Below are 14034 nucleotides of genomic sequence, written 5' to 3'. Positions count from 1 at the left end.
CCGGAATTAGTTGACCACTACACTCATGTCCTACCAAGATTCCGATAATTTATCTCGAAGGGGGCCGGAAATAATATTGGAAAGGCAGCGGTATATTCTTCGTAAGCAGGCTTTTTAGAAACAGAAAACAGCTTCAAGGCTTAATCCTCAAATGCTTGAATGCTTTCTTTAAGTCCTCTTCACTGGCTGAAAATAATCTATCCGATGCTTTCGTGACTTTCTCGGAGGTAAGCTTTTTATAAAATGCTTCAAACTCAGGTCCTCGGTCAGTCTGTTTTGGCGTCTTCTTTTGCTTATCACCTTTCGTCATCGACACCATCCTTAAATGAGTATCATTCGGTCTGACTAGACGGCTTCTCATCGATATGAATGACAGCCGGTTGGTAAGCTGTGTCTTTCACTGTCAGCAGGTGAGGATAGCCTCTGGCGTGACGACATATTCTGGTTGTCCCAATATTAAATGAGTTTTCACCATGCACATGGCCGTAAATCCAGGCATCTGGTTGATGATTTTCAATCAAGCTATCAAGTCGGCTGGCATAGGCCGCAGAAATCAAATCAGATTGTTCATGCAACGGAATGCATCCTAGGGAAGAGGCATGATGTGTCACAACCACTTTACTTTTAGCTGCAGGCATCATCAGTCCTTCCTCAATAAATTGTCTTTCAAGTTTGTGCCAGAGCAGGGTGTCTCTGACTGTTAGTCTGGGCGAAAACGGTTTATCTGGCAGCCGAATTTCGGCATAGTCAGTCATGTTGAAACTGGACAACGCTATGCTGATGCAAAAAAACAGAAAGCCGGTCGTGACAAATAAATACAACCAGCCGAAGTGAGTAGTGGTAAAGTCTAGAGCAAACTCTACAGACTGTGAAAATGTCACTGGGAGTAGGGTTGCTATAGCAATGAAACCTCCGAGTAATATCAACGAAAGATAAAAGACCCAGCCGAGATGTGACGGGCGGTCAGTATTATTGCCTATCATCACTATACTTTCAGACAGCTTATAGTTCTTGAAATCAAGTTTAATTTACTTACTTTGATTCGTTAATTAAGGATACTTTCGGGTATACCCGATAGATAAAGCCTTGTTGCGGCATTTACTACAGATACCCACACCACAACTCAGATGTGTCATGTAGTATCCCCGATAATATTGGTTTGGGCCAACAAATCCTCAGCATGGGCAACAAACGGTAACCCTGGTTTTCCTGTACAAAGTGGTGTTTTATGGAAGCTGCAGAAAGTTTTGGAGCCGCCAGCCAGTGTTTTAACTTGTTTGAAACCCGATTGAACCAGAACCCTGTTTGCAAGGTAGCTTCGAAATCCTACCCGGCAGTACAAATAAATGGGGGAATTAACAGGAAGGCTCTGTAGTTTTTGACGCAGCGATGCCAGTGGGATGTTAATGGCACCCTCAATGTGCCAGGTATTGAATTCCTTTTCGCTACGCACATCAACAATAAGGCCGTCACTAATAGAATCAAACTCTTCTGCATACCAGAAATCAATATCACCTTGTAGCAGATTGGCAGCTACAAAACCTGCAATATTGACAGGGTCTTTAGCCGCACCATAGGGTGGTGCATAGGCAAATTCCTGGTTTTCCAAATCAAACACGGTCAGGCCTGCCCTTAATGCGACCGCAAAAACATCAATACGCTTATCGACTCCATCGTAGCCAACGATTTGAGCGCCGAGAATTTTTCCCGAAACAGGTGTAAATAAAAGTTTGAGGTGCATTGAGTGCGTTCCGGGGTAATAAGCAGCATGGCCTGATGGATGAATGTAGATTTTTCTGTAATCAATGCTTGCTTCTTTGAGCCGGGTCTCGGAGGCGCCAGTCAGACCGGCGGTCATATCAAAGACTTTGAGGATGGCTGTTCCCTGAGTTGTTAAATACTGACTGTCTTTTCCAAATATATGGTCAGCAATAATTCTTCCCTGGCGATTGGCTGGGCCAGCAAGGGCAATCAGGGCAGGTTTTTGTGTAATATGGTCAGTGACTTCTACTGCATCACCGGCAGCGTAAATGTCTGCAACGGATGTCTGCATGTGAGGGTCGACAACGATACCACCAGTTTGTCCGATTTTGATTTGAGTCCCCTTAAGCAATTTAGTGTCGGGTTTGACGCCGACAGCCAACAAGACAAGATCGGCAGAGAGTTTTTCATTATTACCCAGCGTGATTTCCAGTTCTTTTCCACTGTCACTAAACGCTGTAACAGCCTGTCCCAGTTTTAAATTGATGCCGTGGTACTGAAGGTGATAACTCAAGTCCCTTGCCATCTCTTTGTCGAATAGAGGCATGACCTGATGGTTATGCTCAACAATAGTGACGTCAAGGCCGATATGTTTGAAGTTTTCGGCAGTTTCCAGTCCTATATAGCCTGCACCGACCACGACAGCCCTTTTAATGTCTTTATCAAGAGAGGCCTTGATTCTATCCATGTCTTCAATGTTTCGGAGCGTGAAAATCTTTGGATTTTCAATGCCGGGTAAATTTGGAGTAACTGGGCTGGCGCCAGGCGTTAGAACCAGTTTGTCGTAGTCAAGTTGGTAATGTTCATTGTTGCTTAATGATTTGACAATGAGTGAACGCTGCTCAGGCATTATCTTAGTGACTTCATGCCCAGTTCTGACATCAAGATTAAGCGAGGCGGCTAATGATTCTGGTGTCTGCAGTAAAAGTGAATCACGTGCTTCTATGACATTGCCCAGATGATAGGGAAGGCCACAGTTAGCAAAGGACACATATTGTGTCTTTTCCAAAACAATGATTTCAGCGTCTTCAGATAATCTTCTGGCTCTTGCTGCGGCAGACATTCCCGCGGCAACACCGCCTACAATGACAACTTTCATTCAGTGCTCCGTTATCTTATAAATTCTCAATGACAGGGTGCATTTAAAAGCTCTGTTTGACAACAGCAGTATTAAGGACGGTTTTATGGATATTTATGAGCTCTGACAGGAATCAACAAACAAGATCAGTTGTTAGGCTGACTTGAATGGCATAATAATGTCACCAAAGTGCTCTGGTAGGAGTTATCACAGCGGATACAGTGGCTTGAATGTTGATATGCAGGTTCTTAATAATGAAAAAAACAATCCTTCATCCAATACTCATAAAATCGATATACCTGTTGGCTTTAGTGCTGTCACCGTTTCTTAATTCATCAAGCTGGGCTGATACCTCCAAACAATCAGGGAAGTTCAGTTATACCCCCTATTTATCTCTGCGAATGCAGGCGGAATCAGTCCACCCGGATAATCAATCCAGCATGAACGATTATCGTGGTCTGCGCGATGCCTTCTCGCGCGTCGGGGTCAATGCAGCCTACCGTTTCTCTGAAGACTACCGTATTTTTGGTCAGCTTGAAGTGCCGTTTGATACCGCCAATTTTCGTTTCGGCGACCCTTATGATCAGGGCGGTGCCGGCCGTGATGACAGAGAAGATTTACGGGTAGCACGTCTCGGTCTGGAAACACCGATAGGCACTTGGGTGGCCGGTCAGCAGTGGATGCCCTACTACAACACCATTACTTATCCGGTCGATCAGTTCAGCACCTTCTACAGCGGCTTTGCCACCTATACCACTTTCCGCGTCAAGGAGACGCTGAGTTACGTGAGCCCAACCATGAAAGGCTTCAGCTTTGGTGGTTCCTATTCTTCAGCAGCGGGTAACGTACGTTCACCATCACGCATTGATGATCGTCGTATCCAGACTTTCGCCCTTTATAGCTACCTTGACACGGTACTGGGAATAGGCATGGATGATCGTGGCAATGCCGATGGATACACAGATCGCCTCTACGGTTTATCTGTTGCAAAAGAGTTCGATAATTGGAGCTTAGTCTTCAAATACGAAACTACTTACACCGATAACCCTAACAGTTTTTATGGCGACGGCGCCGATGGCTACAATATTTATACCGAATACCGCCATGGCAAATTGACCTACAAAGCGATGCTTGCAGATGTGGAATCCTACGGCGAAACCGTGCTCCATATCGGCATCGATCACCAGATCAAAAAAGACCTGATCTTGTTTGCAGAATACTATCAAGAACAGGAAACGGCGGCACTGACTGGCAAGCAGGACGGACTCGCAGGCTTTAACAGCAGTATCAGCGGTGGCAAAATGTTTGCCGCTGGTTTCCGTTACTTCTATAGCTTTTAGCGCTCTTTATCAGGCTTGATCTATTGAGCCGTTGTTATTGAGCATATCGTCATGTTCCTGCATCTTCCACGGCAAAATGCCGGGTGAGATATGCAGAAAGTGCAGATACTTCTCAAACTGGTGCAGAATATCCTCGATGATTTCCTCTTCTTCGTAACCGTAGACGTTGTATTGCTGGCCACCTCGCCGTAAAAAAACCTCGGCCCGATAATAACGCTCATTCCCGTCAGATTCTCTGGGCCGCTCTGGGTAGGCAAAACTCGGTCGTGCATACGCCCGCATGCGGATGTCGTATATAAAGTCCATTTGATCTTCCAAAACCACTTCAATATAGGCACGGTGATGAGTTTCATCATGCGAGACCACTACCGGCCAGCCTTTTCCTTTGATCACTTCCTCAACGCGCTGCATAGCCGGGTGCACAGTGCTAGTGATAAAACCTGCCACTTCATCGTAGCCGGGGTAATCAATCAGTCCCGACAACCTCTGCCGCCAGCCCCGTTTACTGGCTGGCCCGGCTGATTGCATATGTGCCTGCAGGCTGACCTCTCTATGCCCTTCGATTATCAGTGCCCGCCACATACCGATAGCTGACAGTATCAAAATGATGGCAAATGGTAGGGCACTGGTAATGCTCATTGTCTGCAGGGCACTGAGACCACCGGCAATTAGCAATGCGGCGGCCAGCAGGCCTTCTAGTGAAGCCCAGAAAACACGTTGCCAGACTGGTGTCTGGCTGGCGCCGCCCGAGGCCAGCGAGTCAATGACCAGAGAGCCGGAGTCTGAAGACGTAACAAAGAAGGTCATGATCAGGATCACAGTGATAAATGACACGATCGAGGTCAACGGCAGCTGTTCATAGAGCTTGAACAGGGCTATTGCCGTGTCGTTCTGGACTTCGGAAATCAGCGCGGTATACCCCTCGTTCATGATCATGTGTAAAGCAGTGTCACCAAAAATCGAGAACCACATAAAGGTGAATATTGTCGGCACCAGCAGAACCCCGAACACAAACTGACGGATAGTTCTGCCGCGGCTGATTTTGGCAATAAATAGACCGACAAACGGTGCCCAGGCAATGGTCCAGCCGAAGATAAACAGCGTCCAGTTACCGATCCAGTCACTTCTGGAATAGGCCTGCAGATTGAATGTTCGCTCGACTATGTTGTTTAAGTAGCTGCCGGTGTTCTGCAGGAAGGTTTCCAGAATGTTCACGGTCGGCCCCACAATAAACACAAAGCTCATGAGCGCCACGGCCAGCACCATATTGAGAATTGATAACCTCTTCACGCCTTTATCCATACCGGCGACGACCGAGATTATGGCGAGGCCGGTAATAAAGGCAATGGTAATCACCTGAACTGTCGTGCTGACGGGGATAGACGACCAAAGGTAATTCATACCGGCGTTGATCTGCGCCACCGACAGCCCCAGCGTAGTGGCAATACCGAAAAGCGTACCCAGTATCGCCACAACATCGACGGTATGCCCAATCGGACCGTGAATACGCTCACCGATAATCGGATACAAAGCTGACCGCATCGATAATGGCAGACCATGACGAAAAGCGAAATAAGCCAATAGCAAACCGGTCAGGCCATAAATACCCCAGATATGAAAACCCCAGTGGAAAAAGGCGATCTGCATAGCCTGTTTGGCGGCATCGATCGTCTCCGGTGCGCCTTGTGGCGGTGTCGAATAATGCAGGACCGGCTCGGCGACACCAAAAAACAGTAAAGCGATACCGTAACCGGCCGAAAACAGCATCGCAAACCAGGCAGGGAAGCTGTATTGCGGCAGCGCATGATCGGGCCCCAGTTTAATACGCCCCCAGGGAGAAATAGCGAGTGCCACTATAAACACCAGAAAGAACGCTACCGCCAACATATAAAACCAGCCGAAGTTTACAGTCAGGTAACTCAGGGTCTGATCAAAGGCCCGTCCTGCCAGTTCGGGGTTGCTGATCGTGCCGATAACCAACAGCAACGTAACAATAACGGCGGGAAGAAACACCGGAATTAGAACCGTGGACTTGACTGATTTCTTAGAATTAGAGTTGGCCATATTTTTTCCCTGTTAACGCAAATAATCACGATAGTTATCAGTTTGGCTCCTTCATTTAGCCATTCAGCAACTCATCGCCTGTGTTGAATAAACATTACACCAGAACAAGTTTGAGTTGAATCAGTAAATATTGCTTCGATGGTGTGCTTGATTATTTTTTAATGAAAGTGGTTCATTTACCAAGTAAAAACTACTCTATAATTACTGTACGCCAGCAATTAAAAACTGTGAGAGTATCCATGAACGATCCGATAACTCGGGAAGATGATGACGATCAACTGCTGATACTGCATTCCGTTTTCAATAGGGCGGTTGTCAAACATCATGCTGGGCGTTTGAAGTTGTTTTTACATCTGCAATTTCCGAGTTTGATTCAATCAGACAACATAGATGAGCTGGTTCAGGGACTGAATATATTGCCTGCGCTTGAGGGGGCAGCACCAGATAATGTCAGAAAGCATCCATTGTTTAGTCATGCCCAGTCTCGTCAAGCTTCAGTGTTGACATTGGCAATTCAGGCACTGTCGGCAGCCATGGAGAATAACTTAGACACTACACACTTTTGCTGTCTGGCAGATGCCATGCATGACTTTGATACTTCAATGGAACGCTTTGATGCCGGTTTAACCGCGTCATTGACGGATGTTGATGAGCTCACTGGGCTATTAAATCGCTCAGCAATGGAAAGAGATCTTCTACGTGAGATTGCACAGTCAAAAAGAAAGGGAACGCCCCTCAGTCTGGCGATGGTTGACGCAGACCACTTTAAAGAAGTGAATGATCTCTACGGTCATGGCTTTGGTGACTATGTACTGGAAGTCTTAGCCGATCGTTTTGAAGCCAGTCTCAGGCCACGAGACGGGGTATATCGTTATGGTGGTGAAGAGTTTGTCGTTATGTTGCCTGAAACTAACCTGGATCAGGCGGTTACCGCACTTGAAAGATTGAGGATACAGGTACATCGTCAACCCATTAGCAAGGATGGCATCAGCATCACACAAACAGTTTCTGTGGGCGTGAGCGAAGTGTTTGAAGGTGAGAACATCAATGAAGCATTAAAGCGAGCTGATAATGCTCTTTATCAAGCAAAAGATGCTGGAAGGAATATAACGGTAAGTGCATAGCTTACAAACAAAGCATATGGCTTCATGATGATTTTAAACACTCTACTTTTCTGTAAGAAACAACAACGTCGATTCACAGTGTGCATTGTTGTTATGGTGCTGGCACTGATGACGATTGCGCTCTTGTTTGAGCGAACAGGCATACAAACTCAAGTCTTAATGGACTTGATGTTGATACCCATGCTTGGCATGAGTTTGATAGCGGGGGCGTTAGGGGCAGTATTTGCCATAGCGCTTTTGTCAATCACACTCATCATTGTAAGTCCCGATTATGGAAACATACTCCAGAATGAATGGCTAAAGTCAGGTGTTTATCTCATAGCTGTTATTCTCACAGCGTATTACAGCCACTTTCAGAAAAAACAACAAAAAACGCTCAGGGAAGCACTAAACAAAGATCCGGGCACAGGACTCCCTGGCCGAGTCGCACTGTGGAAAGCGCTAGATGATCATCTCAATAATTTAAACAACTCGAAACAAAAAAACAGTCTCGCCGTAATAACGATAGAAAACTTGCAGGATATTGCCGCAACATTCAGTCATGACGCCGCGGATGAACTGATAAAGCAGTTGTGGGGGCGTCTGGCTGAAAGTTTCCCCAGTGGTGCTGATGTCTTTCATTATCATCGAGAGCGGTTAGCGGTGTTGTTTCAAGAGTCACAGAACAACTTTGATTCATTGAACCAATCTCTTAAGACGCATTTTGAGGACTCGATTCTTTACCAGGGTATTCCAATACACTTTGTCGTGCATATCGGATACGTCAATCTGCATGAGCAAAATAGCAGGGTTGTGATTACGCAAGCAGAGGCTGCCATCGAGTTTTCCCGCCAAAACGACGTACAGTCAGCGGTCTACACAGAAAAAATGGCGCGTGATTTACGTCAATCACTGGCGCTGCTCGGAAGTATGCGCACAGCAATGTCCAGTGGCGAGTTGATGTTGTATTACCAGCCCAAGGTTTGTCTTGAGACGCTTGATATTGTGGGCTTTGAGGCACTGGCAAGATGGAAAGACAGCAAAATGGGGACTTTTGCTCCTGATATGTTTATTCCATTGATAGAAAGAACAGAGCTTATTCACGCATTCACGCCTTGGGCAGTTGATACAGCTCTGTCCACGGTAAAAAAATGGACTACAGCTAACCGCTCATGTCCTGTGGCTGTCAATATTTCAAGCCATAATTTGACGAACCCGACCTTTCCAGCTGAAATAAGATCGCTGCTTGATAAACACGACTTGCCATCAAGTGCGCTAGAGCTAGAAGTCACCGAGACGGTGATAATGAAAAATCCACTCAATGCGGTAAAGGTGTTGAAAGAGCTTGCTGATATTCCGGTTGCCATTTCGATTGATGATTTTGGAACCGGTTATTCTTCTCTGGCTTACCTTCATAGGTTGCCGGCTACTGTGATTAAGATTGACCGACACTTCACCAGTATGATTGAGCGTGATCGGGGGATCAGGAAAATTGTGGCTGCGGCTGTTCAATTAGCCCATGATCTAGGGATGAAAGTAGTTGTAGAAGGTATTGAGTCACAGGCACAGTTGAGTATTTTACGAGACTTGGGCTGTGACATTGGTCAAGGCTACTATTTTTCTTTTGCGCTGCCTGCTAATCTTGCCGAGACGTGGCAATTTCATGATTGAAAAAAGCTATTCAGAAAGTCTGTGTTATGGCCGATTAATTTTCAAACTTGCCTATAATCACAACTAAGTTATCAAGGAATATTTAATGTCGAATGAAGGCTATCACGAACCTGTTCAAGAGCTCAGTGATGAAACACGAGATTTGCATCGAGCGATTGTCTCTCTAATGGAAGAATTAGAGGCGGTTGACTGGTATAACCAGCGCATTGATGCATGCAAAGATGATGACTTGAAATCCATTCTCAAGCATAATGCGAATGAAGAAAAAGAGCATGCGGCGATGGTGTTAGAGTGGATACGAAGACGTGATCCTGTATTCGACAAAGAACTTCGCGAGTGGCTTTTTACTGATAAACCTTTGAAACATTAGTTATTCATCAACGCTTGTAATTTTCACCTCTGCACATTGACTGGAGAGTGCGAGACTCAGAAGTCATTAATTGAGTCTTTGATTTTCTCTATCAATACTTAATTGAACGCTCTGTGCGTCTGAGTAATTTTTACTCTCAACACACGAATAACTGCTTTGACAGAATTCAGTAATCAAGTCTACAAAGGTTTGGTACTAGCGAAGTTTCGATTGAATTATCGGAAAGACCGCATATTTAAATTGCGAATGCATGGTTTAGCAAATAATGCTTCATTTTTCGTGGTAGTGGTCGCTATATTAGTATTCAATAATCTTCATCGAAATTTCTAAGCTGTGAAAAAAGTTAACCACACTACCAAAAAAAGCGCGCTCAAAATTGCCTTTATCTACGCCAGTATATCCATTATATGGATTTTATTGTCCGACAGAATCTTGCACAGTTTATCCTTGGATGCCAAAACAGTCAGCATAATCAGTGTCATCAAGGGATGGGGTTTCGTTCTCCTGACCGCTGTTCTTCTGTATGCAGTGACTCGAAAGTACCTGAATGACTCCAGCAAAGCCGTGCGCAGACAGGTAGAGCTTGAACGGCGTTGGGAATTCGCGCTTGATGTCGCTGGGGACGGTGTGTGGGACTGGCGGCTGGATAAAGAGCGTTATGATTATGCCGGCAGGTGGACTGATTTGTTAAACCAGTGTGGTGGACAAGCTGGACACCAGGAAACATGGCTAAATGTTATCCATCCAGATGATCTGGAACCATTTCAAAAGGCTGTCAATGATCACATACGAGGGCTGACGGAGAGGTTCGAAAATGAACATCGTGTGACCTGTCCCGGGCACAACACGAAATGGCTATTGGCGCGAGGCCTTGGTACTGAACGAGATGCTGATGGCAGAGCGAGGCGGTTCAGCGGAGTGGTTATTGACATCACCAAGCAAAAAGAAGTGGAACATGAACTTAGAATTGCTGCCACTGCATTTGATTCCAATGAAGCCAAAATGATCACTGACACCAGTAAGAGAATTGTCAGGGTTAATCGCGCTTTCACCTTAATCACTGGCTATTCACAGAATGAAGTTATCGGTAAGGACCCCTCCATTCTGAAGTCCGGTATCCAATCCACCGACTTCTATCGTGAAATGTGGCGCAGCATCCATGAAAAAGGCTATTGGCAAGGTGAAATCTGGAATAAAAGAAAAAATGGTCAAGAGTACCCAGAATGGCTTCGAATTAACGTCGTCAAAGACGCCAGAGGTGTGGTGACCAACTATATCGCTTCTTTCAATGATGTCAGTGATTTGAAACAGGCTCGCAGGCAGATTGATCACCTGTCTCATTACGACACACTAACACACCTGCCTAATAAACAGTCCATGATGTCCATGCTCGATGAAGTCACCATGTCTTCAGACAGGACAAGTAAATATGCTGCTTTGATGTTTGTTGATCTGAAAAATTTCAAAGCGCTCAATAGTGCGATGGGTCATAGCATCGGTGATGTCATTCTCGAAGAGTTAAGCGCCAGATTGTCAGATGCTTCTCAACACATCGCTGTTGCAAGGTACGGTGGAGACGTGTTTGCCATACTTGTCAGTCACATTGGAAGTGACATGGACGACGCCGCATACAATGCCCACCAGCTGGCAGAATTAATGATTGCAAAAACCTCGGAACCGGTGATGGTTGATGACTTCCAGTATCGGGCGGATATTCGGGTAGGCATCAGCATTTTTCATCCAAAAGATAATGCTGCCAATGAAGTATTACGTCAGGCAGAAATGGCGATTAATGAAGCCAAAATTCTGGATACCACCGGTATTGTCTTCTTTAATGAAGACATGAAGCTCAGAGTAAACCGACGATTCCAGCTAGAAACCAAGCTACGAGAGGCTATTCCTCAGCAGCTGTTTCTGACTATGCAATTACAAGTAGAGAGCGACGGTCACCCATCAGGGGCCGAGGTGCTCATCCGGTGGAGAGATCCTGATGATGGCATCGTTTCTCCTGCTGAGTTTATCCCCGTTGCTGAAAAAACAGGACTAATCAATCAGATTGGAGACTGGGTTTTATCTTCGGCATGTCAACAAATTGCAGCATGGTCAGATCATCCAGTACTCAGTCAGCTTATTTTATCTGTGAACGTGAGCCTTAAGCAGTTTATGCAAGCCAGCTTCGTGGATAAGGTAGCTGAGGCTATCAGTCAAAACGGGATTTTAGCGAGTCAACTCAAACTGGAGTTAACGGAATCTATTTTCGTCGAGGACTACAAGGTCATCATCGAGAAAATGGAAAAGCTCAAATCATTGGGGCTTCGTATCTCTTTGGATGATTTTGGCACCGGTTTTTCTTCACTGGCCTATCTCAAACGTCTACCCATTGACGAGCTCAAGATTGATCAGTCCTTTATAAGAGACTTGCTGGAAAGTACTGAAAACCAGGCTATTGTCGAGAGTATCATCAGGTTGGGACAAAGCCTTGGCATGAGTGTTATTGCCGAAGGCGTTGAAACTGAAGCGCAAAGAGACAAACTCATTGAGATGGGATGTCACAGATTTCAAGGCTATTTGTTTGCCAAGCCAGTTGAAGTCGACACTGTATATACACTGATCGCTGACAGGCATTAGCTGAGGCTTGATTTCGAAAATAGCGGTCCCAGAGGACCGTTTTTACTGACGTTTTTATAACTGTGCCAACAGAGTGGGTCATAGCTTTAGGTAAGTCAGCCTAATGATGGCAGGAGACAAAAAATGAAGAAAATTTACCGGTTACAGATAATGAAATCAGTTTTGATACCCCATTGATTTCGACAACAGATCTTAAGGGCGCCATCACCAGCTTTAATAGTGAATTTCAGAAAGTCAGCCAATTTTCAGCTGATGAAATGCTGAAGGTGAATCACAACATCATCCGTCATCCAGATATGCCACCTGAAGCGTTCAAAGATCTCTGGGACACGCTCAAAGCCAAAAAGCACTGGATGGGCCTGGTCAAAAACAGAGCCAAGTCAGGAGACTTCTATTGGGTGGATGCCTACGTTACGCCTGTTTTTGATGGTGAAAAAATTATCGGCTATGAATCGGTGCGTTTTAAGCCACAAGAAGAGGACATCGACAGGGCAAACAAGGTATATAAACGCATCAATGCGGGCAAGAAATTCTCAGGTAACATTCTGAAAAACTTATCCATAAAGACAAAGTCCCACATCACGAACACAATCAACTCACTTATTGCTGTTTTGAGCTTTGCTGGTCTTGAGATGCAGTTTGGTCATTTTTTAGTGTCTCTTTCCGGCGCCGTCGTTATCGCTGGTATAGCCCACCTTGGTTTTAAACGCTGGCTATTCTCATCATTGGATGCTGCCGTGGATGAGGCTCGGAGACAGGTTGACAATCCTCTCATGGCTTATGTGTACTCAGGGAGCACGGATGAGATCAGTCAAATCACACTCGCAAATAAGCTCTTGAATGCTAAACTCCGCACAGTGCTTGTCCGGCTCTCTGATACAGCAGAAAAGATTGCAATTGAGGCAAACAGGACATTTCACTCTCAACAAAACATCAAGAAATCTGTTGACTCTCAAGCCTCGCAGTCAGATCAGATTGCTACAGCAATGACAGAGATGTCTGCTTCAATTCAGGAGGTGGCGAGAAGTGCAGCGGAGGCTGCTACCAATGCGGGCGCAGTTGATACCTTGAGTCAAAATAGTTCTATCAAAGCGACAGCCGCCATTGATTCACTCGCCTCACTTGAGGCCTCATTTGAGAATATTGTTGAAGTGGTTCAGCAATTGCAGGTTAATGCCGGTGAAATCAACCCAATAGTGAATGTGATAAGTGAAATCACTGAGCAGACTAACCTATTGGCTTTGAATGCCGCCATTGAGGCTGCCAGAGCGGGGCAGGCAGGGAGAGGTTTTGCCGTGGTAGCTGATGAGGTCAGGCAACTAGCATCACGAACACAGGACTCAACCCAAGAGATTTCAAGGCTCATTGAACAGCTCAACCAGGCTGTTGCTAACGCAGTGAGTCAGGTGGAGCAGAGCCAGACTAGTGCATCACAGAGTAAAACAGAAGTGGAGAATGCAATTAATTCAATCGGGGATATTGCAGATAAAATCGATAAGCTTAATGAGCTCAACACCATGATTGCCACAGCCGTTGAAGAGCAGAGCTCTGTGAGCGAAGACATTAACCGGAATATTGTTCATATGAGCCATGATGCCGAGAGTGTAGTGACTAATATCTCCAAAGTTAATCAAAACACGGAGTCTCTGGCTCATGAATCAGACGAGCTGAGCAACATGATAAAGCGCTTCTCAGAGCGTTAGCTCTAATTGAACATAAAGTATGCATTTGCTGCCTTAACAAGCAGTAACCGTTACTAATCAAACACTAGTCCATTTTATACAGAGAGCTTCATGAATAATGAACCTGTTGAAGCTAAGAGCTTCAAACAGCATGTTCAATTAGAAGAAATTCGTTTTTTTGCTCTGGTATGTGTTGGAAGCTGCCTGTATCACTTTGTTTTTCTGTATTGCACCTTGTCGCAAGTCGCCATGCAAAACAGGGCTGAAATGAAGTAGCCAGGAACCGTCTTGTTGACGCACTATGACCTATTGGGTAGTTTTGACGCTTTTTTGAATG

Annotated in this window: 10 protein-coding genes and 1 pseudogene; 7 read left to right on the top strand and 4 right to left on the bottom strand. The window is 45.4% G+C overall.

The features are described from left to right. Positions 1-332 precede the first annotated feature (332 nt). The 3 genes and pseudogenes from B3V56_RS07775 to B3V56_RS07770 all read right to left on the bottom strand — a co-directional run bounded on the left by B3V56_RS07775 (position 333) and on the right by B3V56_RS07770 (position 2860). Positions 333-755, bottom strand: coding sequence for a hypothetical protein (locus B3V56_RS07775; RefSeq protein WP_289284138.1), 423 nt, complete (start codon positions 753-755; stop codon positions 333-335). Positions 756-767: 12 nt separating this feature from the next. Further along, positions 768-983 (bottom strand): annotated as a pseudogene (locus B3V56_RS14750) (BCCT family transporter); the annotation flags it as partial. Positions 984-1132: 149 nt separating this feature from the next. Next, entirely contained in the window at positions 1133-2860 is a 1728-nt protein-coding gene (locus B3V56_RS07770; RefSeq protein ID WP_289284137.1) for an FAD-dependent oxidoreductase, read from the bottom strand. 233 nt (positions 2861-3093) lie between these two features. On the opposite strand from B3V56_RS07770, the gene B3V56_RS07765 reads away from it, so the two are divergent. Beyond that, entirely contained in the window at positions 3094-4179 is a 1086-nt protein-coding gene (locus tag B3V56_RS07765) for a porin (RefSeq protein WP_289284136.1), read from the top strand. Between the two features lie 9 nt (positions 4180-4188). Here the strand turns inward: B3V56_RS07765 and B3V56_RS07760 are convergent, their stop codons facing one another. After that, on the bottom strand, positions 4189-6243 hold the full coding sequence (locus B3V56_RS07760) for a BCCT family transporter (RefSeq protein ID WP_289284135.1): 2055 nt from the start codon (positions 6241-6243) through the stop codon (positions 4189-4191). Between the two features lie 239 nt (positions 6244-6482). Here B3V56_RS07760 and B3V56_RS07755 point away from each other — a divergent pair, with 239 nt between their 5' ends. The 6 genes from B3V56_RS07755 to B3V56_RS07730 all read left to right on the top strand — a co-directional run bounded on the left by B3V56_RS07755 (position 6483) and on the right by B3V56_RS07730 (position 13973). Beyond that, positions 6483-7367: a GGDEF domain-containing protein gene (locus B3V56_RS07755; RefSeq protein ID WP_289283145.1), complete on the top strand. Its 885-nt coding sequence runs from the start codon at positions 6483-6485 to the stop codon at positions 7365-7367. 24 nt (positions 7368-7391) lie between these two features. Beyond that, positions 7392-9017, top strand: a complete 1626-nt coding sequence (locus B3V56_RS07750; protein WP_289283146.1) for a putative bifunctional diguanylate cyclase/phosphodiesterase — start codon at positions 7392-7394, stop codon at positions 9015-9017. An 85-nt stretch (positions 9018-9102) separates the two neighbouring features. Further along, positions 9103-9387 (top strand): ferritin-like domain-containing protein, encoded by a 285-nt coding sequence (locus tag B3V56_RS07745; protein ID WP_289283147.1) that lies wholly within the window; start codon positions 9103-9105, stop codon positions 9385-9387. Between the two features lie 564 nt (positions 9388-9951). Continuing rightward, on the top strand, positions 9952-12015 hold the full coding sequence (locus B3V56_RS07740) for a bifunctional diguanylate cyclase/phosphodiesterase (RefSeq protein ID WP_289284134.1): 2064 nt from the start codon (positions 9952-9954) through the stop codon (positions 12013-12015). A gap of 173 nt (positions 12016-12188) precedes the next feature. Then, on the top strand, positions 12189-13718 hold the full coding sequence (locus B3V56_RS07735) for a methyl-accepting chemotaxis protein (protein ID WP_289284133.1): 1530 nt from the start codon (positions 12189-12191) through the stop codon (positions 13716-13718). Positions 13719-13808: 90 nt separating this feature from the next. Next, positions 13809-13973, top strand: coding sequence for a hypothetical protein (locus B3V56_RS07730; RefSeq protein WP_289282521.1), 165 nt, complete (start codon positions 13809-13811; stop codon positions 13971-13973). Positions 13974-14034 lie beyond the last annotated feature (61 nt).

It is taken from the genome of Methylophaga sp. UBA2513, assembly GCF_002341285.1.
GTDB classification, from domain to species: domain Bacteria; phylum Pseudomonadota; class Gammaproteobacteria; order Nitrosococcales; family Methylophagaceae; genus Methylophaga; species Methylophaga marina.
Note: the sequence above shows the minus strand (reverse complement) of the source record. Positions and strands in the feature narration are given on the sequence as shown.

Bases quoted from the DNA above. Each gene is read 5' to 3' on its own strand.
- B3V56_RS07770 (WP_289284137.1), bottom strand. From the start codon at position 2,860: ATGAAAGTTGTCATTGTAGGCGGTGTTGCCGCGGGAATGTCTGCCGCA.
- B3V56_RS07745 (WP_289283147.1), top strand. From the start codon at position 9,103: ATGTCGAATGAAGGCTATCACGAACCTGTTCAAGAGCTCAGTGATGAA.
- B3V56_RS07775 (WP_289284138.1), bottom strand. From the start codon at position 755: ATGACTGACTATGCCGAAATTCGGCTGCCAGATAAACCGTTTTCGCCC.
- B3V56_RS07730 (WP_289282521.1), top strand. From the start codon at position 13,809: ATGAATAATGAACCTGTTGAAGCTAAGAGCTTCAAACAGCATGTTCAA.
- B3V56_RS07755 (WP_289283145.1), top strand. From the start codon at position 6,483: ATGAACGATCCGATAACTCGGGAAGATGATGACGATCAACTGCTGATA.
- B3V56_RS07765 (WP_289284136.1), top strand. From the start codon at position 3,094: ATGAAAAAAACAATCCTTCATCCAATACTCATAAAATCGATATACCTG.
- B3V56_RS07750 (WP_289283146.1), top strand. From the start codon at position 7,392: ATGATGATTTTAAACACTCTACTTTTCTGTAAGAAACAACAACGTCGA.
- B3V56_RS07760 (WP_289284135.1), bottom strand. From the start codon at position 6,243: ATGGCCAACTCTAATTCTAAGAAATCAGTCAAGTCCACGGTTCTAATT.